At 36.9% G+C, this 22,355-nt stretch carries 19 protein-coding genes; 13 read left to right on the forward strand and 6 right to left on the reverse strand.

The window, feature by feature from the left end:
• The first annotated feature begins 82 nt into the window (after positions 1-82).
• The 7 genes from ACP3T3_RS13880 (at position 83) to ACP3T3_RS13910 (ending at position 8,950) form a co-directional block, all read left to right on the forward strand.
• A complete protein-coding gene (locus ACP3T3_RS13880; protein ID WP_426476433.1) occupies positions 83-1,171 on the forward strand; it encodes an acyltransferase family protein in 1,089 nt (362 codons plus the stop codon).
• Between the two features lie 74 nt (positions 1,172-1,245).
• Positions 1,246-1,824, forward strand: coding sequence for a tRNA-(ms[2]io[6]A)-hydroxylase (locus tag ACP3T3_RS13885; protein WP_426476434.1), 579 nt, complete (start codon positions 1,246-1,248; stop codon positions 1,822-1,824).
• A 23-nt stretch (positions 1,825-1,847) separates the two neighbouring features.
• The gene (locus ACP3T3_RS13890; RefSeq protein ID WP_426476435.1) at positions 1,848-2,465 is read left to right on the forward strand and encodes a DUF502 domain-containing protein; all 618 of its coding nucleotides are present in this window, start codon (positions 1,848-1,850) and stop codon (positions 2,463-2,465) included.
• A 96-nt stretch (positions 2,466-2,561) separates the two neighbouring features.
• Positions 2,562-3,938 (forward strand): tryptophanase, encoded by a 1,377-nt coding sequence (locus ACP3T3_RS13895; RefSeq protein WP_426476436.1) that lies wholly within the window; start codon positions 2,562-2,564, stop codon positions 3,936-3,938.
• A 174-nt stretch (positions 3,939-4,112) separates the two neighbouring features.
• The gene (locus ACP3T3_RS13900; RefSeq protein ID WP_426476437.1) at positions 4,113-5,189 is read left to right on the forward strand and encodes an FAD-dependent monooxygenase; all 1,077 of its coding nucleotides are present in this window, start codon (positions 4,113-4,115) and stop codon (positions 5,187-5,189) included.
• Positions 5,190-5,191: 2 nt separating this feature from the next.
• A complete protein-coding gene (locus ACP3T3_RS13905; RefSeq protein WP_426476438.1) occupies positions 5,192-6,349 on the forward strand; it encodes a pyridoxal phosphate-dependent aminotransferase in 1,158 nt (385 codons plus the stop codon).
• A 162-nt stretch (positions 6,350-6,511) separates the two neighbouring features.
• Positions 6,512-8,950, forward strand: a complete 2,439-nt coding sequence (locus tag ACP3T3_RS13910; protein ID WP_426476439.1) for a TonB-dependent receptor plug domain-containing protein — start codon at positions 6,512-6,514, stop codon at positions 8,948-8,950.
• Between the two features lie 101 nt (positions 8,951-9,051).
• Here ACP3T3_RS13910 and ACP3T3_RS13915 read toward each other — a convergent pair whose 3' ends face one another.
• Positions 9,052-10,269, reverse strand: coding sequence for a PQQ-dependent sugar dehydrogenase (locus tag ACP3T3_RS13915; RefSeq protein ID WP_426476440.1), 1,218 nt, complete (start codon positions 10,267-10,269; stop codon positions 9,052-9,054).
• A gap of 178 nt (positions 10,270-10,447) precedes the next feature.
• Here ACP3T3_RS13915 and uvrB point away from each other — a divergent pair, with 178 nt between their 5' ends.
• From uvrB to ACP3T3_RS13930, 3 genes are all read left to right on the forward strand, one after another.
• Positions 10,448-12,439 carry an excinuclease ABC subunit UvrB gene (gene uvrB, locus ACP3T3_RS13920; RefSeq protein WP_426476441.1) on the forward strand — a complete coding sequence of 664 codons (1,992 nt, stop codon included), beginning with the start codon at positions 10,448-10,450 and terminating at the stop codon, positions 12,437-12,439.
• 276 nt (positions 12,440-12,715) lie between these two features.
• The gene (locus tag ACP3T3_RS13925) at positions 12,716-14,074 is read left to right on the forward strand and encodes a hypothetical protein (RefSeq protein WP_426476442.1); all 1,359 of its coding nucleotides are present in this window, start codon (positions 12,716-12,718) and stop codon (positions 14,072-14,074) included.
• 11 nt (positions 14,075-14,085) lie between these two features.
• A complete protein-coding gene (locus ACP3T3_RS13930) occupies positions 14,086-14,658 on the forward strand; it encodes a DUF6705 family protein (RefSeq protein ID WP_426476443.1) in 573 nt (190 codons plus the stop codon).
• 174 nt (positions 14,659-14,832) lie between these two features.
• On the opposite strand, the gene ACP3T3_RS13935 is transcribed toward ACP3T3_RS13930, so the two are convergent.
• The 4 genes from ACP3T3_RS13935 to ACP3T3_RS13950 all read right to left on the reverse strand — a co-directional run bounded on the left by ACP3T3_RS13935 (position 14,833) and on the right by ACP3T3_RS13950 (position 17,697).
• Positions 14,833-15,027 carry a DUF3820 family protein gene (locus ACP3T3_RS13935; RefSeq protein ID WP_426479974.1) on the reverse strand — a complete coding sequence of 65 codons (195 nt, stop codon included), beginning with the start codon at positions 15,025-15,027 and terminating at the stop codon, positions 14,833-14,835.
• 52 nt (positions 15,028-15,079) lie between these two features.
• On the reverse strand, positions 15,080-16,159 hold the full coding sequence (locus ACP3T3_RS13940; RefSeq protein WP_426476444.1) for an AI-2E family transporter: 1,080 nt from the start codon (positions 16,157-16,159) through the stop codon (positions 15,080-15,082).
• Between the two features lie 5 nt (positions 16,160-16,164).
• The gene (locus tag ACP3T3_RS13945; RefSeq protein WP_426476445.1) at positions 16,165-16,899 is read right to left on the reverse strand and encodes a beta-carotene 15,15'-monooxygenase; all 735 of its coding nucleotides are present in this window, start codon (positions 16,897-16,899) and stop codon (positions 16,165-16,167) included.
• 72 nt (positions 16,900-16,971) lie between these two features.
• The gene (locus ACP3T3_RS13950; RefSeq protein ID WP_426476446.1) at positions 16,972-17,697 is read right to left on the reverse strand and encodes a hypothetical protein; all 726 of its coding nucleotides are present in this window, start codon (positions 17,695-17,697) and stop codon (positions 16,972-16,974) included.
• 44 nt (positions 17,698-17,741) lie between these two features.
• Between ACP3T3_RS13950 and ACP3T3_RS13955 the strand changes: the two genes are divergently transcribed.
• On the forward strand, positions 17,742-18,719 hold the full coding sequence (locus tag ACP3T3_RS13955; RefSeq protein WP_426476447.1) for an aminodeoxychorismate synthase component I: 978 nt from the start codon (positions 17,742-17,744) through the stop codon (positions 18,717-18,719).
• Positions 18,703-19,329, forward strand: a complete 627-nt coding sequence (locus ACP3T3_RS13960; RefSeq protein WP_426476448.1) for an aminotransferase class IV — start codon at positions 18,703-18,705, stop codon at positions 19,327-19,329. Before ACP3T3_RS13955 ends, ACP3T3_RS13960 begins: the two co-directional genes overlap by 17 nt.
• A gap of 2 nt (positions 19,330-19,331) precedes the next feature.
• Here the strand turns inward: ACP3T3_RS13960 and menD are convergent, their stop codons facing one another.
• Entirely contained in the window at positions 19,332-21,002 is a 1,671-nt protein-coding gene (gene menD, locus ACP3T3_RS13965) for a 2-succinyl-5-enolpyruvyl-6-hydroxy-3-cyclohexene-1-carboxylic-acid synthase (protein WP_426476449.1), read from the reverse strand.
• Between the two features lie 84 nt (positions 21,003-21,086).
• Between menD and ACP3T3_RS13970 the strand changes: the two genes are divergently transcribed.
• On the forward strand, positions 21,087-22,037 hold the full coding sequence (locus ACP3T3_RS13970) for an isopenicillin N synthase family dioxygenase (RefSeq protein ID WP_426476450.1): 951 nt from the start codon (positions 21,087-21,089) through the stop codon (positions 22,035-22,037).
• Positions 22,038-22,355: the final 318 nt, after the last annotated feature.

Consider the following 22,355-nt stretch of genomic DNA (forward strand, 5'->3'; position numbering starts at 1 on the left):
TTTTGTTTTTAACCTTTTTTTATGTTTATACAATCAATTTGTTTGTATTTTTGAAAAAAACAAACAATCCAAGCACTCTATAATGAACAGAGATCTCTATATTGATTTTGCCAAGGGGCTGGCTACGCTTTCCATCATATTTATCCATACAGCATTCTGGTCCGGACAGTTTTATATTCCTGCAGAAGTAAGAGTATTCTCGCTTGTTTTTGACGTAGCCCTTTTTTATGCGCTTAGTGGTATTACATCCGCAGCCAATATCGAAAAAACATTCTACCGTCTGCTGAAACTGCAGATTACATATATGATTTTTGTAACGCTCCTGTTCTTTTTAGATTACTTATTTAAAGTGTTTGGACTCAGTTTCTTTTCCATGGAATGGCTCCAAAGCTTTTATTCCACATTTGGATCTAAATATTCCACAACAAGCATCTCAATATATCCGCAATGGGAAAATCTCGGAAACTGGTACCTGCACCAATATACTAATGCAGATACGTTCCCGGTAGTAATGGGAAGTTTCTGGTATCTTAAAGTCTATTATATACTCACTGTTTTCGGAGTGCTGATCCTAAGGTTTTTTCCAAAACATCTCAATTGGTTCATCGGGCTTTGTATTGCTTTAACCTTATTATTCAACATCTTCCCGGAATATTACCCAACAGGACAGGTGGGATATGTCACTTTTTATCTTGCGGTATTCTTAATAGGGAATAAAATGCGTGGAAAAAAGATTCCTTCAAAAGCAATTCCTATAGTATATGGACTTGTAGGGGCAGCTCTCGTATGGATGTTCTGGTACTATGGAGGAGATATCTTCTATAAAATCAACAAAAATAAATTCCCTCCAAAAATCCCTTATATTATCTGGGCATTATTCTCTCTGGTAACACTGTTTGTACTTTATAACCGTTTAAAAATCACAAAGGAAAACCTCATTACCTATATTGGAAAGAATGCTATTTTCTTCTACTTTGCACAGGGAATCAGTTCTTCACTGGTCTATTTCCTAGTAGTTCCGTTAAAAGAATATATGCCGTGGTGGATTTTGATGGTTATTATTTATATTGTTAATATCATTTTGGCATTCCTTATTTCAGCAGGACTGAAAAAAGCAGACACATCAGGCTGGAAGATTCTGGAATTCTTAAGAAGAAAGACCGCTTCTTAAGACTTTAATGATCAAATTGAAATAAAGTCATATTTCTTACGTCAATTTGCTTAAATTTACAAAAATTTTACAACATGTTTAAGTTGAAACTTCCTACCGATCCAAGGTGGGCAAATATTGCAGAAGGAAACATTGGAGAAATTTTAACAGATCATGCATGGTGTGAGCAAAAAGCAGCTACCAATGCCATTGGACTGATCACGATGCTTCCTGAATATCCTGAAATTGTGACTGAACTTCTTGCCATTGCCCAGGAAGAGTTGGATCATTTCAATCAGGTTCATGAGCTCATCAAAAAAAGAGGCTATACTTTTGGGAGAGCAAGGAAAGATGATTATGTGAACCAGCTGGCAAAATTTATCATTCAGGGAAGCAGAGAAGACCTCATCGTAGACAAAATGCTGTTTGCGGCCATGATTGAAGCCAGAAGCTGTGAAAGATTTAAAGTGCTTACGGAAAACATAAAAGACGAAGAGCTTAAAGTTTTCTACAGAGAACTCATGATTTCTGAAGCCAATCATTATACAACATTCATCGGATTTGCAAGACAGCTTGGAAACCCTGAAAAAGTAAACCAGCGCTGGGAAGAGTGGCTGGAATATGAAGCCAATATTATTAAATCCTACGGAAATAAAGAAACCATTCACGGTTAAAAACAAACAGTAAAGAGCACCCATTGAAAAAGCCAAGCTTTGAAAATATTGCCAACCTTTTCCTGAAGAATTTTTTTCAGGGCTTAGTTATTATTGGTCCTATCGGGCTTACCATTTTTGTAATCTGGTATATTGTAAGTGCAATTGACAATCTTATTCCCTCTTTGGCCAAGCAGGTACCGGGGCTTGTTTTTGTATCAATCATACTGTTTACTGCGATCTTAGGATATTTGGGTAATAAATTCGTGGTCGGAAGATTCTTTTTCGACACAATGGACAGCTTACTGGAGAAAACTCCGGGAATAAAACACATTTACACACCTACGAAAGACGTGATGTCTTCGTTCGTAGGCGACAAGAAAAAATTCAACGATCCTGTATGGGTAAAAACCAATGAAAATCCGGAGATCTGGAGAATCGGTTTTTTAACTCAAAAAGAAATGTCAGACGTTGAAAAGCATAATTACGTTGCGGTATATCTTCCCCACTCGTACGCCATCTCGGGCTGGGTAATTGTTACTGAAGAAAAAAACATCAAACCTGTAGTGGGAATGACAGCAGCTTCTGCTATGAAGTTTGCAGTGAGCGGCGGTGTAGCCGGATTCCATTCTGATGAAAATATATTTAAGGCGCCGGAATAATCACTTTTCCCATCTTATCTATACCATTGATGAATTTTGAAAAATTATTTTCAAGCACATTTTCTTTACAAAACAATTTAAAACATAATTTAACTCATGAATTTACCGTACGCGGAACCTTTCCGCATTAAAATGGTGGAGGAAATCTACCAATCTACCAGAGAAGAAAGAGAGCAATGGCTTAAAGATGCTAATTATAATCTTTTCAACTTAAGATCTTCACAGGTTTATATTGACCTGCTTACCGATTCCGGAACCGGGGCAATGTCTGATAAACAATGGTCTGCTTTGATGACCGGAGATGAAAGCTATGCCGGATCCCGTTCTTTTGAGCAACTACAGAAGACTGTTGAAAAAATTACCGGATTCAAATATTTATTACCAACCCATCAGGGAAGAGCTGCTGAAAACGTTCTTTTCTCAGTATTGGTAAAAGAAGGTGACATAGTTCCCGGAAACTCGCATTTTGACACCACAAAAGGACACATCGAAATCAGAAAGGCACACGCTATCGACTGTACAATTGATGAAGCTTTTGACATTAATGATCTTCACCCTTTCAAAGGAAATATCAACCTTGAAAAACTGGAAGAAGTTTACAAAAGCCACCCTAAAGAAAACATTCCTTTCTGTTTAATTACAATTACCTGCAACTCTTCCGGCGGCCAGCCTGTTTCTTTGGAAAACATGAAAGCTGTGAAAGCGCTATCTGACCAATACGGAATCCCTGTATTCTTCGATTCGGCGAGATTTGCTGAGAATGCTTATTTCATCAAAAAAAGAGAAGTCGGGCAGGAAAACAGAAGCATTAAAGAGATCTGTAAGGAAATTTTCTCTTACGGGGACGGAATGACAATGAGCTCCAAAAAAGACGGATTGGTAAATATCGGAGGATTCATTGCTTTGAATAGTGAAGAAATATTCAGAAAAGCCTCCAACTTTACGATTATCTACGAAGGATTTATTACCTATGGAGGAATGGCCGGAAGAGACATGGCAGCGCTAGCAGTGGGTCTTGATGAAGCCACTGAATTTGCTTACCTAGAAAGCAGAATCTCACAGGTTGAATACCTGGGTAACAAACTGATAGAATACGGAATCCCTGTTCAGAAACCAATCGGGGGGCACGCCGTATTCATTGATTCATTAAACTTCCTTCCGAATGTTTCCCGTGAAGAATATCCGGCACAGACATTAGGACTTGAAATTTATAAAGAAGCAGGAATCAGAACCGTAGAAATCGGGACGTTACTGGCAGACAGAGATCCTGCTACAAGAGAAAACCGCTATCCTAAATTAGAATTGGTACGTCTGGCAATCCCCAGAAGAACCTATACCAATAACCATATGGATTATATTGCTGCTGCTATCAAAAACGTATATGAAAGACGTGAAGAAATAGCAAAAGGATATAAGATCACCTGGGAACCGGAAATCTTAAGACACTTTACCGTACAGCTTGAAAAAGCGTAATCATAAAACCGGAATTTTTCCGGTTTTTTTATGCTTTTCATTTATTTTTCATAAAACCCAATCAAATTGATTCATTTTTGAAATAGTGAAGGTTTTTAATTATAATTTTGTGCCGATCTTATAAAACAGATTCAAACTACTTAAAAAAACCTGAAAAATCCGTTATTCCGAAAAATGAACAAAATAGCTGTCGTGGGCGCCGGTATTTCCGGTTTAAGCATGGCGAATTATTTAGAAAAGCATAGCATCGACTACCACATTTATGAAAGGAGAAAAAAGAAGGATCTGGCGGGTCATGGCTTTCTCATTCCGCAGGAAGGGATGAACTATCTTTATGAGATTATTGAGCCCGACCTCCTTTTTCAGCATGGAAGATTTCTAAAGAAATACATACAATATTCCCACACCGGGAAAATTCTGGGAGAGAAAAAACTGGGCAATGTTTTCGCTATATCAAGAAATTCATTAATTAATTTATTGGCTCAAAATATTTCTCCTGAAAAGATTACTTATGAAGAAACCGTTACTCCAAATGACAGGCAGAAAGGAAGACTGATGCTTTCCAACGGCACTGAAATCGATGCAGCGATAGCAATCATTTCCGATGGCTCCAGAAGCCGTATCAGAAGAAGTCTTTTTAAAGATGAAACCATGAAAATGGTAAGGGAAAGTGAAGTCGTCAATATCATTCACGATAAAGAGATTGCAGATGCTATTGAAAATGATTTCATAAAATTTCATCATGAGGAAGGCGGTCTTACCTTCGGGATTCTCAAGCTTTCTGATAATACTGTTCTCTGGTATTCACAGTTTGATAATGAAAAATATATGATCAACGAGTGTTCTGTTGGGAACCTAAAGAAATATATGCTTGAGATTTTTAAAGACTGGCATCCGGTAGTTCCCTCAATTATACAGAAATCAGACTATAAAAATGTGCACTTATGGTGTGTGTATGAATTAGAAAAACTGAATTCATTTTACCAGGATAACATTGTATTTATCGGCGATGCAGCACATCCATTGATCCCATTTACCAGCCAGGGAGTTACTTCTGCATTGAAAGACTCTTTCATTCTAACTAAATATTTAGTTGAAGAAGACAATATAGAACAAACCTTCAGCAGATATGAAACAGAAAGAAAGCCTGAAATTGAGATTCACATCAACAATGGAAGAACTTTATTAGATCAGTTCCTGCTCCCGCTGAGCCAACAAACAGAAAATATGTTACCCATATCCTATAAATAAATATGTTTACCAATAACGATATCAACTTTGAAGCTCTGAAAAGAAAGGCCTACAACGGAAGATGGGCAACCCTGGAAGGCGGAATTATTCCTCTTACCGCTGCTGATCCGGACTTCCGGACGGCTCCTGAAATAGAACAGGGAATTATTGAATATCTTAAAGACGGCTACCTGAGCTATGGACCTTTTTCCGGCCTTCCGGAATTCAGGAAAAGTGTTGCAGATCATTTTAATACAGAAAAACACGGAAAATTTGCCCCTGAAAATATTCTGGCCGTCAACAGTGCTGCCCAGGGAATGTTTTTGATCGCATCCTATGTTCTTACTCCCGGAGATGAAGCCATTATTCTGGATCCTGTAGATTTTCTTTTCAAAAAATCGGTGGAAACAGCAGGAGGTAAAGTAATGCTTTGCCCTGTAGATACAACAACAGGAGAAATTGATTTTGAAAAACTGGTTTCTTTAATCAGTCCTAAAACCAAGCTTATCAGCATATGCAATCCGCACAATCCGCTCGGAAAGGTTTATCCTAAAGAAGTATTAATAAAAGTAGCAAAAATTGCAGCGGCACATGATCTTTGGGTAATGAGTGATGAGATCTGGAGTGATATTATTTATGACAATAAAGACTTTTATACCTATTCTTCCGTTTCTGAAAAAGCAAAGAGAAAAAGCTTTACGGTGTATGGGTTTTCAAAATCATTCGGAATTGCCGGACTGAGAATCGGGGCTGTGCTGTGCAGTGATCAGGATATTCTTGAAGATTTCACTGAAAAATCAAATTTCAACTCAACAATTGAAGGTGTTTCTACATTATCCCAGATTGCCGGAAGTGTTGCCCTGGAGAAAGCAAAGCCCTGGTACAAGGAATTCTTAGCTCATTTGCAGAACAACAGGGATCTTGCTTTCACATTATTAAACCACTCAGAAATTGTAGTGCCTAATCTTCCTGAAGCCACGTTTGTATTGTTTCCAAAAATTAAAAACGGAATGAGCAGTGATGAATTTGCCCAGCATGTTTTAAAACAGGGAAAAGTTGCCATTGTACCCGGTTCAGAAAGATGGTTTGGAAAGGGAGCGGAAGGACACATCAGAATCTGCTTTTCTACATCAAAAGAAATCCTGGAAGAAGGAATTAACAGAATCATTACCAGCTTTTAATATTAAAATTTTTCATTAAATTTTAATATTAAGTTATTATTTTTCCTAATTTAGCACTAATCAACAACAAATTAATATATTCATACTAAATATTTAATTTTATCATTGATTTAAAAATAAATATTGATAATTTTGATTGAATCATCACTCAAAATCATTAATATGAAAGTAAAATACATCAGTATTATCTTCCTTGGAGTTTCCGCCTTCTCTTATGCACAGCAGGTAAAGGATACCGTTAAAGAATCAAAAATAGACGAAGTAGCAATCACCGGAAGCCGAAATAAAAAACGAACAGTGGTTAATACTCCCGTTCCTATTGATATCATCGACATTAAACAGGTAAGCCAGTCAACAGGACAAGTAGAAATCAACCAGCTTTTACAGTTTTCTGCACCATCTTTCAACTCCAACAAACAATCAGGATCTGACGGTGCTGATGCAGTAGATCCGGCTACTTTAAGAGGTCTTGGACCGGATCAGACTTTACTTCTTCTCAATGGAAAAAGATACCATCAGTCATCACTGATCAATCTTTTCGGAACCAAAGGGAGAGGAAACACCGGATATGATATGAACACCATTCCTATTGGTGCCATAAAAAGAGTAGAAGTGCTTCGTGACGGCGCTGCAGCCCAATATGGCTCTGATGCTATCGCAGGAGTAATTAATGTTATTCTCAACGACAGAGACAAGGGTTTTGAAGGAAATTCATTTTATGGAATGAATCTTTTTAAAAGTCCCGGAAATAATGATGTGGTTTCAGATCACAAAGCAGATGGAACCACCTTTGATTTCAGTGGGAATTTAGGAACGAAAATAGGTTCAAAAGGGGGTTTTGGGAATTTTACCGTAGAGTTTGTGAATAAAGATTACGCCATACGAAATGCCAATCCGGATGTTTACAATGATCCACCAGCCCCAAGACAGCGTTTCGGAGATGCAAAAGCTCAGAACATTTACTTTTTCGGAAATATTGAGCTTCCTTTATCAGATGGACTGAAGTTTTATTCCCGACAAGGCTTTTCGCACAGAAATACTAAAGCCTACGCATGGACAAGAACAGCAGATGCAGATGGAAATATTCCTGAAGTTTACCCGGCAGGATTTAATCCGATTGAAAACACAAGCATTACAGACTTCACCTTTGATAACGGTTTAAAATTTAAAGTTGCGGGCTGGGATGTAGACTTTTATAATGCATTTGGCAACAACAGATTTACCTACCAAATTGACAATACCATTAATGCAACTTTAGGAATCAAATCTCCTACAAGCTTTAATGCCGGAGGACATTCACTGCTGCAGAATACAACCGGCTTTAACGCTGTGAAACAGTTCAAAGTACTGGAAGGGCTTAATATTGCTTTCGGATCCGAGTTCAGGTATGAAAAATTTGACATTATCAAAGGGGAAGAAGCTTCCTATACCATGTATGATAAGAACGGAAATCCAGTGACACCAGACACCCCTGAAAGTTTACTGGTCACCAATCCTTTAAATGACAATAATGTAAGACCGGGCGGATCTCAGGGATTCCCTGGATATTCCAGCGATATCGGCAAAAGCAGGAATAATTTTGCGGCATACATAGATACTGAATTGGATGTGACTAAAAACTGGATGATAAGCATTGCCGGAAGGTTTGAAAATTATAATGATTTCGGAAGTACTTTGAATGGTAAGTTTGCAACAAGGTATGCTATCACTCCTCAGTTTGCATTCCGCGGTTCTGTTTCAACGGGATTCAGGGCGCCTTCTCTGGCTCAGAAATATTACAGCCAGCAGTTTACCAATTTCCAGGGAGGGCAATTAGTCACTATCCAGCTCGCATCTAATGATAGCAACATCGCAAGCAGCCTTGGAATTCCTCAATTGAAACAGGAAACCTCCGTGAACGGAAGTGCAGGATTCACGTTCAACACAGGAAAGTTCACAGCGACAGTGGATGGATATTACATTCAGGTAAAAAACAGAATTGTTCTTACCGGATATTTCGCACAGGCAGACTTACCCGCAAACGTTCAGGAAGAGAACCCTTATATTGACCAGGTACAGTTCTTTTCCAATGCGATTGATACGAAAACAAAAGGAGTTGATGTGATCTTAAGCTATACAGAAAATATCGGTTCCGGAAAACTAACCGCTACTTTAGCCGGAAACTATAATGATATGGAAATCACTAAAGTGAATACTTCGGAACTGTTGGCAGGGAAAGAAAATATTTACCTAAGCGAAAGAGAAAAGGCTTTTATCCTTGCTTCTGCTCCGAAAACAAAAGTGAATTTAAACCTCAATTATAAGATCAGTAAATTCAATGCAAATCTTCAACTGGTAAGATTTGATAAGGTTACCCTGATTGGTTATGATGGTACAGAACAGCTCTACAATCCAAAAGTAACAGCCGACCTTTCTTTTGGTTACGAATTTAGCAAGAATCTGAACCTAACCCTGGGCAGTAAGAATCTGTTCAACAGATATCCTACTCTGCAAACCACTCAGGTAAGTGATGGAAATACAGAATCCGGCGGTATTTTTGATCCTGTGCAGATGGGATTTTCCGGAAGACAGGTTTTTGCCAGATTAAACTTTAAATTTTAAGGAAGATGGAAGTTTCAAGAGAGAAAAACTTATTTCTAACTCCAATAACATCCAGCCTCCAGCTTCCTTACAAAAGCCTACTGATAACCAGTAGGCTTTTTCTATTTTTTTGAAATTTTATAAAGTTTACCACTGTCTGTTACAGCATACAGATTGCCATCTATTCCGTTTAATACATCACGGAAGCGTTCTTTCTGATCTGCAAGAAGACGTTCTTCACCAACCACTTTATTATCTTTCATTACAATTCTGTCAATATGCTCGCCACTTAAACATCCAATAAACAGGTTTCCTTTCCATTCATCAATATTCCCTGTATAGAAAGCAATTCCGCTTGGTGAGATCACAGGATCCCAGTAATAAACCGGTTGTTCAGTTCCTTCTTTTTGAGTAATTCCCTGACCTACTTTATCTCCGGAATATTCAATTCCATAGGTTACATCTCCCCATCCGTAATTTTTTCCCGGCTGGATCAGGTTAATTTCATCTCCTCCTCGTGGACCCATTTCCACATCCCATAGGTTTCCATTGGGATCGATGGCCATTCCTTGCGGGTTTCGGACTCCGTAAGCATAAATTTCCGGTTTATACCCTTGTTTCCCTATAAAAGGATTTCCCGGAGCAGGCTTACCGTCTTTTGTGATCTTCAGGATTTTCCCAAGATAGTTATCCGTTTTCTGAGCATACACACGGGTTACTTTATCTGATCTTTCTCCGGTACTTACAAATAAATTTCCCTCTTTATCAAAAGCCAGGCGGCTTCCGTAATGTTTATCACCATCATAAGAAGGTTCTGCCCGGAAAATCACTTGTACTGCTGAAATATTTTTGAGATCGGCAGAGAGCTTACCTTTCGCAACAGAAGTTAAATTTCCTTTTCCAAACGGCTCGGAAAAAGTGAAGTAAATTATATTGTTTGTTTTGAAATCAGGATCAAGGGCAACATCCAGCATTCCTCCCTGCCCTTTGGAATCCACTTTTGGAAAACCTTCTATTTTTGAAACCTGCTTTCCATCTGTTGAAACAACATTCATGTGCCCGTTCTTATCGGTAATGAGAAATCTCCCGTCAGGCAGATTGATAATTCCCCAAGGTCTTCCCAAATCTTTATTCAATATCTCTACATTATAAGCCGCAACTGTCTTTACTGCCTTGATTCTTGTCTGCCCTTTAAATGCCGGCTTGTAGTCAGAATTGGGCCTTTCTTTCTCTACGCTTCCGTCATTGCCGGTCTTCTGAGCATTCGCATGATTTTCTTTGCAAGATGATAGAATAAGAAAAAGGCTCAGTGCCGGGATATAAAATTGATTGATTTTCATAGTATTATGATTAGGTGTTATACAATGAATGGAAAAATAATGCCAATTAAATGTACTTTACAAGGAAGCATAGTTTATAAAACTTTGCAACAACATTTAACAAATTAAAATTTTATTATCAAAATATTCATCTTCAAAACATTATACGGTCTAATAATTTCTTTTGTATTTTTGTTATATGGATTTTAAGCTTCAATCAGAATATAAACCTACCGGAGATCAGCCTCAAGCTATTGAAAAACTTACCGAGGGAATAGAAATCGGTGAGAAATATCAAACACTTCTTGGGGTAACAGGTTCCGGAAAAACCTTTACTGTTGCAAATGTTGTACAAAATGTTCAGCGCCCGACTTTAGTTCTCGCACACAATAAAACGCTGGCAGCACAGCTCTTCATGGAGTTTAAAGAATTCTTCCCGGAAAATGCCGTGGAATATTTTGTCAGTTATTATGATTACTACCAGCCTGAGGCTTATATTGCCACAACAGGAACTTATATTGAAAAAGACCTGAGCATTAATGAAGAAGTTGAAAAATTACGTCTTTCCGCAACAGCCAGCCTTCTTTCAGGAAGAAGGGACGTTTTGATCGTAGCCTCTGTCTCATGTATCTATGGTATCGGAAACCCCACGGAATTTCATAAATCCTTAATTTCCATAGCGATCGGTGAAAAAGTAACGAGAACGGCACTTCTCCATTCATTAGTTAATGCTTTATATGCCAGAACATTAAATGAATTCCAAAGAGGAACATTCCGTGTAAAAGGAGATGTAATAGATGTTTTTCCTGCTTATGCTGACAATGCGATCAGAATTCAGTTCTTCGGTGATGAAATTGAAAAAATCCAAAGCTTTGATCCTGTTACAGGAAATGTAGAGTCTGGTTTTGATCAGATTCAGATTTATCCCGCCAACCTTTTTGTGACCTCCAAAGAAACATTGAATGGCGCTATCAGAGAGATTCAGGATGATATGGTAAAACAGGTAGACTTTTTCAATTCTATCGAAAAACCCTTGGAGGCAAAAAGACTTCAGGAAAGAACAGAACTGGACCTTGAAATGATCAAAGAACTGGGTTATTGTTCCGGAATTGAAAACTATTCGAGATATCTGGATGGACGTCTGCCTGGAAGCAGACCTTTCTGTCTGATTGATTATTTCCCAAAAGATTTCCTGATGGTGATTGATGAAAGCCACGTAACGGTTCCACAGGTCCATGCAATGTATGGTGGTGACCGAAGCCGTAAGGAATCATTGGTAGAATACGGATTCAGGCTTCCTGCTGCCATGGATAACAGGCCATTAAAGTTTGAAGAATTCGAAGCCATGCAGAATCAGGTTATTTATGTTTCTGCAACGCCTGCCGATTATGAACTGGAAAAAACGGGAGGAGCTTATATAGAGCAGATCATCCGTCCGACAGGACTTCTTGACCCGATTATTGAGGTAAGACCCACTTTAAACCAGATCGACGATCTGATGGAAGAAATTCACAAAAGATCTGATGCTGATGAAAGGGTTTTGGTGACGACTTTAACAAAGAAAATGGCGGAAGAACTTACCAAATACTTCACCAAATTCGGAATCAGAACGAGATATATCCATTCCGATGTTGAAACGCTGGAACGTATTCAGATCATGCAGGATCTTCGTTTAGGACTTTTTGATGTATTGATTGGAGTTAATTTATTGAGAGAAGGATTGGACTTACCTGAAGTTTCACTGGTTGCCATTCTGGATGCTGATAAAGAAGGAATGCTGAGAAGCAGAAGATCAATGATACAAACGGTAGGACGTGCCGCAAGAAATGTGAACGGGAAAGCAATTATGTACGCCGATAAGATCACCAAATCAATGCAGGCTACTCTGGATGAAACGGAATACCGCCGTGCCAAGCAAATGAAATATAATGAAGACAACGGCCTTAAACCAACAGCTTTAAATAAAAAGATTTCCGAAAATCTTGTCGGAAGAAGCAAAGACTTTCCGGACGAGAAATATACCCAAAAAGAAATTCTTCAGAAAGTTGCTGAAACAAAAGCCAGCTATGCCAGTGAGGATATTGAGAAAATGATTATGCAGAAACAGAAAGAAATGGAAGCTGCGGCAAAAAATCTTGACTTTATCAAAGCTGCCAAGCTGAGAGATGAAATTGCAGCTTTAAAAGCTTAACAAAACTGATATAAAATAATTTCGGCGGCATCTTCGATGCCGCCGAAATCCTATACATGTACGTTATTATAGTTTCTGCAAGGTTGAGAGCTAAAACTGACAATCCAAAATCTAAAAAATATTTTAACAAAGAAAAGCTAATCCTAAAAATAATACGTCACGTTTTGTCGCTCCACATATATAAATTTGTGGAAAAATATTTCAAAATATAGGGAAAACCATATGCTACCAAATTAAAAATATTATATTAGCCGACTTAAAAATTATAACAAATTGATGAACAAAAAATTTATCTTGCGGTTACTGCTATTAGTAACAGTATCGCTGTTTTTTTTCAATTCGTGTAGGACCGATGAAGCTACACAAGAAGAAAAAAGAACTGAAAGAGAAAAAATCGAAGCATTTAGCAGGTTTGAGAGCAATCTAGACTCTCAAAAAAACACACAAAAGAACTCTGAATACATCAGTTATCACAAACCTTTTAAGGAAATTATTCAGACGTTCATGAACAATAATCCAGTTTTTACACAGAAATTCCAAAACGAAGTAGGAGACATTTATTTTAATATTAGAAGTGTCACGTACGGAGAAACAACAAAAGGAATTGCCTATCCAATCATAAAAGACGGCTCAGTTAATGCAGTATTGGTAGGATTGGTGAATCCCAAAAGAGATTGGGTTAATTTTATAGTATTGAAAAATAATTCACCCGAAGTACAGAGTATAATTTCAAATTTTCAAAACGTTTATAATTCACCTTCAATAGCATCAAGAGGTGGACAGCCTGAGCAAACAGAAGATATACTACCCGTCATAATTAATGTTTATGGAGATATTACTGGACCTGTTAATCATTATTACCAACCTTATGTAGATTATGGAAGCAATGGTGGTGGAATGAGTGGCGGATCCGAGACTTACGGAGGAGCTGGCGGAAGTCAAACACAAAACCCTCAGGATCCTAAGAACCCGTGTGAAAAATCAAAAAATATACTGAGTAAAGCTGATGTGCAGGCAAAAATTACAGAACTTAAAAACCAATCTAAAATAGGTAGCGAAATAGGAGTTAAAATAAAAGCTGATGGAACTACATCAGGAACAATCCCCGGTGGAGGACATGAAGTTGAATTGGGTGATACTGCTGGATACCAAGGAGGTTACCACAACCATACTCCATCAGGTATTAAAATGCTTTCTCCCCCTGACATTGTAAAGATGCTGGATTTTTCAATGGCACAACCTAATGGAAATATTGGAGATGGTTTTATGGGAATGTTTGGTTCTGAAAAATGTTCAACCTGTCCAGATGGTTATAGGTATTATAATTATATGGCCACCTTTAGTGGAACAACACAGGAGCTGGCAGGGTTTCTGTATAACACTAAATATGATTTTGTTAAATTAATTAAAGATTATAGGGATAGAGAAAAAGAATTATCCGAAAACTTATCTTATGTGGATTACCTTGGAGCTGATTTAAACAGAAAAGGATTAGAAAAATTATTTTTTGATACATTGAAAAAAATGGGATTAGAAGGAAAAGTAAATCTACAAAAGATAGAAGATAACGGAACCGTTCAAAATATAACATTAGACAGCAGTGGAAGCAGTACAACAGCTACACCATGTCCTTAAAAAGCAACATTATGAAAACAATATATTTTAAAACAGCAATAATAGTAGGATTAATTGCAAGTACAGTAGCATGTAAAGCACAACAGCTTCCTTTGAATACTCTAATGGAAAATATACCTCAAAATGCGTATGTCAAAGATTTGAATAATGAGTTAACTCCATACATTGGGACTTATAAAGCTAATTATCAAGGAAATGAAATCACTTTATTTATTACGAAAATTGAAAATAAATTAGAAGAAAGAACTAATAAAAACTACTATATGGATGCTTTGGTAATTAAATACATAGTTAAAAACTCTTCTGGAGTGGTTTTACAGGATACTAAAAATAATAATATTCCTAATATTGAACTATATAGTACAAAAACACGCCCAACACTAAATACAATAATTTTTTATTATAGTGGTACAAATTGCCATGTAGGTTGGGGAGATATTTATTTAAAGAAAATAAATTCCACCCAAATATCTTGGGAATACAGGCCTGATGATATGGTCTTTACAACAGGAGATTGTCCACAAGGAACTGATAAAACTATATATTTGCCTGAAACAAAAGGTTTAATTTTTACGAAACAGTAATCACGCTTAAGATCTTTAAATAAAAAAATGATTGGTTCTACCCCCAGACAGGTAAAGCCAATCATTTTCATTTTATAGCTAATTCCGGAAAGTTATTCCAAATTTAATTAGACATATGTCGTCCAATCTTCGATGTCGCCGAAACTTTATACTTGAATTTGTATATTTTAATTTTTACAATCCGTTTCTTACAGCCGCCCTGATGGGCGCTAGAATATCCATCAGCCCGTTTAATTTGATCTCGTAAACTGTTGAAAGCTGCATTCCCAGTTTTCCTTTTGGCATTCCGCTTCTGTTGAACCATTCCAGGTAGCTGATTGGAAGATCAGCCAGAACTGTTCCTTCGTATTTACCGAAAGGCATTTTCATTACACAGATTTCTTTTAATATTTCGGGATTGAGTCCTTCCACTTTTATCTAATTAAATTAATACTTCTGTGATATCATCCTGCCCGGGCAATTCGAGATCCGGCGGGGTATCTTCGTCTGAAAATTCATTCCTGTACACCTGAACCAGAAGAAGAGTCAATGAGATCAGAATAGGACCAAAAATAAGCCCCATAAAGCCAAACAGATTCATTCCCATAATGATTCCGAATACCGTATTCAGTGGATGGATATTTTCCAGTTTCTTTAAAAGAGTAAAACGCAGGAGATTATCGGTAAGACCTACTACTACAAGACAGTAGATTGCTAAACCTATCCCCTGTCCTGTATTTCCTTCAGCAATCATAAAGATACACACCGGAACATATACAATGGCGGTTCCTACCACAGGAATCACTGAAGCTGCAGCCGTTAATGCAAAAAGCAATACCGCCCCGGGAGCCCCGAAAATGAGGTAACCGATAAGCGCTACGATTCCCTGCCCTACTGCGACAACCGGAATCCCGATAGCATTGGCCATAATCAGTTTTCTCATTTTATCGCCAATCAAAGAAATGTTGGATCGCTTCAATGGTGCAGAAGAAGTCAGAATTTTTTCAAAGAGTCTTGGCTTTTCCAGCATAAAATAGAGCATAAAATACATGGACATTACCACAGTAAGGGTATTGAATGTACCACTAACTGCCGATGTAGAAATTCTTCCTACAGAATCTTTCAGTTTCGCCATATTCTCTTTACTCAGAATATCAAATCCTGTTTTAGAGAAAATATAAGAATGAATTTTATCCAGGAAAATATTGAACTTAGCCATATAAGCCTGGGCATTTCCCATTTTATCAATAATCAGATCAGCAATAAAATAGACCGGAAGAATAAGAACAATAAGACTCGCAAACATTAATGCAAAAGCCGCAAGAGATGGTTTCCATTTTTTTTCTTCCTGCAGATAAAAATTATATTTCCTGCAGACTACATAAATGGTAATCGCCCCCAGAACCGAGGGAATAAACAATGCCAGATTAAAACAGATCAGTCCCGCCAGGATAAGAATAATAGCCAGCAACGACATCTGTTTTATCGCAACACTGCTTATTTGTTTGTCCTTATTCGTCATGTATTTTAAATTTTATTGCTGTACGTAATCTGTCTTGGCTTCCCTAAGAATGCACAATATGTAGAGTACATTACAATCATAATAAACGGAGCCGTTAAGATAACTCCTATTCCACAAAGGATAACCCCTGCTATAGAGATCAGGAATCCTAAAAATCCGGTTAATAAGAAAGTTCCATAGTTTTCTTTAGCAATGTTGAAAGATTTCGACAGAGCATCTGTAGCTGAGGCATTTTCAAATAACAAAATCGGGTATCCTATTAAAAGAAAAGGATATACAAAAATAATTGGAAGTACACACAATGCCAGGGCAACTGATGAAATAATTCCGGCAAGAAGACTGTAGATCAATATATTTACAAAATTCTGACGGTATCCGATAAAAAGATCAGAGAACTCAATCGGGTTTTTCGTATTATATTTATTCACCATGTAGATTAATCCTACATATAAAGGAGATAATAAAAGACCAAAAAGGCTGGAAACCCCCATATACAAAGGAAGGCCCGGAGCGCTCCAATAATTAAATTCGCCTCCTGAAGATTTCATCTCTTCAACCATAGAAGCAGAATCAAATCCTGTAAGCATCTGAATAACAGACCCTCCGATTAGATAAATGACCATCGCTACGATTCCGTAACCAAAAACACCTTTATACATTTCAAAGGCATGAGAAATAATTGCCCCCGTATCTCTGTTAGGCACAGAGCCTTGCTGATCAAATTCGTTAAATTCAGACATAGTTTAAATATTTAATGATTTTACCAAATTTAGTTTTTTTTAGTAAAAAATCATATTAAACACGAATGAATTTTAACTTTTCTCTGAAAAGACCGTTTTATACAGTGAGTAAATCATGGCATTCCAAAAAGGAAAAGTGAAAAGGCCTCCTATCAAAAACAGCACAAAACCTAAGTACTTGAATAAAAAAGCAACAATTACGCAGACCATAATTTCCACAAAATACATTTTAAGCACTTTAAAATTAAGGGAGATAGCTTCGAAAATTCTTTTATTGGTAAAGAACATGAGCGGAGCGACAAATAATGTCACGGCAACCCAGATCAATGCCAAAATAATGGTTGGAACAGTAAATCTGTAAATGAAAAACCAGAAAAGAAAATACCCTACATACTTAAAAAAGTTAAGCCCATTGTAACCGGCAAATAAATCTCCTATTACAATATTTTCTTTAAGATCAAGTTTACGGAATATTTGGAACATCCCAAGATTCAACGGATACAGAAACGCTGTGGTTCCCCAGATTGCCAGGGTGAACATCTGATAGTTTTCAGTAGCCGTAATTTCTTCCATTTTTTTCAGATAAACTTTCGTACCTTGAAGAAAGGCTTCTTCAAGTTCTTTATTGTAAGAGAAAATGTCATACTTCGTACCAAAAAGCATAACCGCGGTAAGCAATATTCCAAAAAAGATGATTGAAAACATCAGCTGAAAAACCAGGGTTTTATTCCAGTAAAAAAAAGCCTGCTTCAATATAAAATCTATTCCCGGTTTCTGAGGATATTTGTTCTGCATCATAAAAAATTTATGCAAAAGTAAACATCAATAAGTATTTTTGCAGAATGTTTTCAGTGAATCATCAAAAATTTATGGAAATGGACGAACTTTCTCTTCAGAAGGTTCCCTATTTTTTTGTCATCGACTTTCTTACGGAGAATGTTGAAATATACCAGAAACATGAAATTGAAAAAGAAGGCTTAATTATTGATTTTCAAGAGTTTTCAAACACAAAAACAACACACACACCGGATAAAAAAGTAGTATGGAAATCATTTCCAGAAACATTGGAAAGCTTTAAAATCGGCTTTGATAAAGTTCAGGAAAATATTCGCTTAGGAAATTCTTATTTAGTAAATTATACTAGAAAAACAAAAATAGAGACTAATTTAACCTTAGAAGAAATTTTTTATCACTCAAATGCAAAGTACAAAGTTTTTTATAAAGATTTTTTTGTATTTTTTTCTCCTGAAACTTTTGTAAAGATCATTGATGATAAAATTCTTACTTATCCCATGAAAGGAACGATTGATGCTTCTGTTGAAAATGCAGCAGAAATCCTGAAAAATGATAAGAAAGAAAAAGCAGAGCATTATACTGTTGTAGATCTGCTCCGCAATGATCTGAGTATGGTGGCTGATGAAGTTAAAGTAGATCATTTCCAGCAGATTGATTTTATCAAAACCCGGCAGAAAGATTTGTTTGCCATGAGTTCCGAAATTTCAGGAATAGTAAAGCCCGAATTTACAGGAAAAATAGGAAGTATAATGCAGAAACTGCTTCCTGCAGGCTCTATTTTAGGAGCACCAAAACCTAAAACACTGGAAATAATTCTGGATGCTGAAGGGTATAACAGAGGATATTACACAGGCGTATGCGGCTGGTTTGATGGCCGGAATGTTGACAGCTGTGTAATGATACGCTTTATTGAAAAAGAAGGAGATCAGCTTTATTTCAAAAGCGGAGGCGGTATAACGCACATGAGTAAATTAGAAGACGAATATCAGGAAATGAAAAATAAAATCTATGTCCCAATTCATTGAAAGCATTAAAGTAGAAGATCAGGAGGTTTTTCTATTGGATTTACATCAGAAACGTGTCAATCAAACATTCTCCCATTTTGGTAAGGATGACCCCATCGATCTGGCAAAGATTTATAAAAATCTGCAGCATGATGAAGATGGCCTTTTCAAATTAAGAATTTCCTATGACCTTGATAAGAAGGTCAGAACACAGATGATACCTTATGCTATTCCCGAGATTCATGATTTTCAGCTGATAGAAAACAACAGCTTTGATTATTCTTTTAAGTTTGAAGATCGTAAGGAGCTGGATAAAATGAAAATGAAGGCCAAAGCAGAAGAAATTATTATCGTGAAGAATAATCATATCACTGATACCTCTTTCTCCAATCTTTTATTTTTAAAAGGAAAAGACTGGTTTACTCCTTCTACCTATCTTTTAAACGGAGTGCAGAGACAATATCTTTTAAAACATAAAAAGATCAAAGAAACGGAAATCACTTTACAGAATATAAAGCAATTTACCCATTTCCAGATCATTAATGCATTGAATGATTTCGATGATATGTTTATCTATCCTATCGACAGAATTGTCAACCTGCCGGGGAATGAAGAGTATCTTGACCTTTAAGATTATTTCATAAATTCAAAATAAGATTTCAGCACATCTGCGCTATTTTTCCCGTAAGTATTTACTTCCAGGATTTTAGGCTGTGCATCAGGTTTGAAAAAATTCTCCATCACCCTGTCCAATGTAAGCTCATCCTCTACTCTGATATAGGAGAACCCGAAATGTTTGGCCAGAGATTCTGCGTTCTTGCGGTGTTTTGTCGCAATAAATTCATCCAGTGTATTAGGATTGGCATTTCCAGGCCCCGGAATAATTTTAAAGATGTTTCCTTCTCCGTTATTGAAGATCATAATTCTTACAAATGGCGGAATATATTGATTCCAAAGCCCATTGATATCATAGAAGAAACTTAAATCCCCCGTTATCAGTAAGGTTGGATTTTCATTTTTAATGGCAAACCCCATAGCGGTAGAAGTAGAACCGTCAATACCGCTGGTTCCTCTGTTGCAGTATACTTTTCTCTTTCCAAAATCAAATAATTGCGCATATCTAATCCCGGAGGAATTGCTGACATGGATATTATAATTTTCAGGAATCGTTTGTGATGCTTTATTGAAGAAATAAAAATCCGAGAACTCAATGGCATTTAAAAACTGCTCGTGTTTGGCATCTTTTTTATCCCTTAAAACATCCCAGAGATTAAAATAAGGCCTGGGTTCCAGATTGATAAATTTCAACAGTTTTGAGAAGAAAACCTCAGGTTTAACTTCTATTTTTTCGGTCAGAGAGAAATAAGTATCCGGCTGCCATACTTCATCCAGATGCCAGTGCTGCTTCGGACGGGCGCTTCTCAGGAATTGTTTTACTTTTTTCGAAACCACATTCTGTCCTACTGTAATCAACAGATCAGGGGCATATGTTTTATAATCTTCTTCCGTAAAATTAAAAATATAACGGTCTATATGCTTGAAAAACTTCTCATGATGCAAATTTGAATTGGCTTCACTTAATACCACAACAGAATGGTTTTTTACCAATTGTGTCAATTGGTTTTCCAGTTCCGGACTGTAGTCTCTCGTTCCCACCAACAGCATAATTCTTTGTGAAGTATGCCACTCCGCAATCAGATTGGACGGAATTTCATACTCTTTATGCTTAATTGTTTTTTCCACATCAGGAAAAGTTGGAAGCTCTGAAACCAATTCATACAAAGGTTCTTCCAAAGGAATATTAATATGTACCGGGCCCTGCTTTTCAAAGCAAAGCTCGATGGCTTTTTTAATGATATCAAAATTAATATCTTCTGCATTTTCCCTGCTGTCTTCCAGTAACTGGAAATCACCATAGGAATGCTGGTGAAAAACATCCTTCTGTCTTATCGTCTGCCCATCGAATATATCAACAAAATCAGTAGGTCGGTCTGCCGTAAGGACCAGGAGTGGAATATTCTGATAAAAAGCTTCTGTAACGGCAGGATAATAATTAACTACTGCTGATCCGCTGGTACAGGTAATGGCTACCGGCTTCTTCTCACTTTTCGCCATTCCCATTGCCACGAAAGCAGCACTTCTTTCGTCTACAATACTGTAGCAGTTAAAACTATCTACCTCTGAAAAATGGATGGCCAAAGGAGCATTTCTTGACCCCGGAGAAATTACGATATCTGCAATTCCGTACTGCTGAAGAAGATGTGCAAGTATTTGGATACTTCTCTTAGAAGAATATTTTTTCATACAGCAAATTTAACTTATAAATAATGATTTTAAAATCATTTAATTTAAAAAAAATGTAATTTTGCTGTTCGTAAATTTCTAAAAATGGATAAAATACCTAGTGTAGACCTGCGTGATTTCCTTTCGGACAACCCGGAACGCAAACAGAAATTTGTAAATGAAATCGGAAAAGCTTATGAAGAAATTGGTTTTGTAGCCTTAAAAGGCCACTTTCTTGATGACAACCTAGTGGATGATTTGTATGGTGAGGTAAAAAACTTTTTTGAACTGCCAGTGGAAACGAAACAGAAGTATGAAATTCCAGGAATTGGCGGCCAGAGAGGTTATGTAGGATTCGGTAAAGAAACTGCAAAAGGTTTCAAAAAAGGAGACTTAAAAGAATTTTGGCACTTCGGACAGTATCTGTCTGATGATTCAAAATACAAAACTGAGTATCCGGACAACGTTATCGTTGATGAACTTCCAAAATTCAACGAAGTAGGTAAAGAGGCATTCCAGATGCTTGAGAAAACAGGACAGTATGTGCTGAGAGCCCTAGCATTGCATCTTGGTTTAGATGAATTTTATTTCGATGACAAAATCGCGGAGGGAAATTCTATTTTAAGACCTATTCACTATCCGCCAATTTCCGAAGAGCCGGATGATGCAGTAAGAGCAGCTGCACATGGGGATATCAACCTTATTACTCTATTAATGGGAGCGCAGGGTAAAGGACTTCAGGTTCAGAATCACAATGGAGAATGGATTGATGCGATTGCAGAACCGGATGAGCTGATGATCAATGTTGGGGATATGCTTTCAAGGCATACCAACAACAAATTGAAATCTACTATTCACCGGGTGGTAAATCCGCCAAGAGAATTGTGGAGCACTTCACGATATTCAATTCCTTTCTTTATGCATCCCATCAGTGCCATGTCTTTAAATGCACTTGAGAACTGTGTAGATGAAAACAATCCAAAATTATACGAAGATACTACTGCCGGAGAATTCCTGCATGAAAGATTGATCGAATTAGGATTGATAAAAAAATAAAAAGAAAATGGCTGCCTCAGATAAAGGCAGCCATTTTTCTTTTACAATATACTTTGATTAAAAACATAAGACACCTATTGTATAGCTATTCATTCTGTAAGAACCGTTCCTTGATTATTAAATTCTTCACAAGAATATACGGGTGAATCTCTAAGGTCATAGCATTTGTTATTTCCTCCTGTAAAAGTTATCAATTCTCTTGTTTCCATTTCTTTAAATTTCATATTTAGTGCTTTTTAATTTTCCTAGCTTATAAGCTTTCATATAAAACCGGCTTAAAATAGTATTCATATCATTAACTATTTAAAATAAACAAAT

This window comes from Chryseobacterium sp. CBSDS_008 (genome assembly GCF_049959325.1).
GTDB lineage: Bacteria > Bacteroidota > Bacteroidia > Flavobacteriales > Weeksellaceae > Chryseobacterium.

Excerpts from the sequence above, each read along its gene's own strand:
- ACP3T3_RS13880 (WP_426476433.1), top strand. The coding sequence starts at position 83 with ATGAACAGAGATCTCTATATTGATTTTGCCAAGGGGCTGGCTACGCTT.
- ACP3T3_RS13885 (WP_426476434.1), top strand. The coding sequence starts at position 1,246 with ATGTTTAAGTTGAAACTTCCTACCGATCCAAGGTGGGCAAATATTGCA.
- ACP3T3_RS13895 (WP_426476436.1), top strand. The coding sequence starts at position 2,562 with ATGAATTTACCGTACGCGGAACCTTTCCGCATTAAAATGGTGGAGGAA.
- ACP3T3_RS13900 (WP_426476437.1), top strand. The coding sequence starts at position 4,113 with ATGAACAAAATAGCTGTCGTGGGCGCCGGTATTTCCGGTTTAAGCATG.
- ACP3T3_RS13905 (WP_426476438.1), top strand. The coding sequence starts at position 5,192 with ATGTTTACCAATAACGATATCAACTTTGAAGCTCTGAAAAGAAAGGCC.
- ACP3T3_RS13910 (WP_426476439.1), top strand. The coding sequence starts at position 6,512 with ATGAAAGTAAAATACATCAGTATTATCTTCCTTGGAGTTTCCGCCTTC.
- ACP3T3_RS13915 (WP_426476440.1), bottom strand. The coding sequence starts at position 10,269 with ATGAAAATCAATCAATTTTATATCCCGGCACTGAGCCTTTTTCTTATT.
- uvrB (WP_426476441.1), top strand. The coding sequence starts at position 10,448 with ATGGATTTTAAGCTTCAATCAGAATATAAACCTACCGGAGATCAGCCT.
- ACP3T3_RS13925 (WP_426476442.1), top strand. The coding sequence starts at position 12,716 with ATGAACAAAAAATTTATCTTGCGGTTACTGCTATTAGTAACAGTATCG.
- ACP3T3_RS13930 (WP_426476443.1), top strand. The coding sequence starts at position 14,086 with ATGAAAACAATATATTTTAAAACAGCAATAATAGTAGGATTAATTGCA.
- ACP3T3_RS13935 (WP_426479974.1), bottom strand. The coding sequence starts at position 15,027 with ATGAAAATGCCTTTCGGTAAATACGAAGGAACAGTTCTGGCTGATCTT.
- ACP3T3_RS13940 (WP_426476444.1), bottom strand. The coding sequence starts at position 16,159 with ATGACGAATAAGGACAAACAAATAAGCAGTGTTGCGATAAAACAGATG.
- ACP3T3_RS13945 (WP_426476445.1), bottom strand. The coding sequence starts at position 16,899 with ATGTCTGAATTTAACGAATTTGATCAGCAAGGCTCTGTGCCTAACAGA.
- ACP3T3_RS13950 (WP_426476446.1), bottom strand. The coding sequence starts at position 17,697 with ATGATGCAGAACAAATATCCTCAGAAACCGGGAATAGATTTTATATTG.
- ACP3T3_RS13955 (WP_426476447.1), top strand. The coding sequence starts at position 17,742 with ATGTTTTCAGTGAATCATCAAAAATTTATGGAAATGGACGAACTTTCT.
- ACP3T3_RS13960 (WP_426476448.1), top strand. The coding sequence starts at position 18,703 with ATGTCCCAATTCATTGAAAGCATTAAAGTAGAAGATCAGGAGGTTTTT.
- menD (WP_426476449.1), bottom strand. The coding sequence starts at position 21,002 with ATGAAAAAATATTCTTCTAAGAGAAGTATCCAAATACTTGCACATCTT.
- ACP3T3_RS13970 (WP_426476450.1), top strand. The coding sequence starts at position 21,087 with ATGGATAAAATACCTAGTGTAGACCTGCGTGATTTCCTTTCGGACAAC.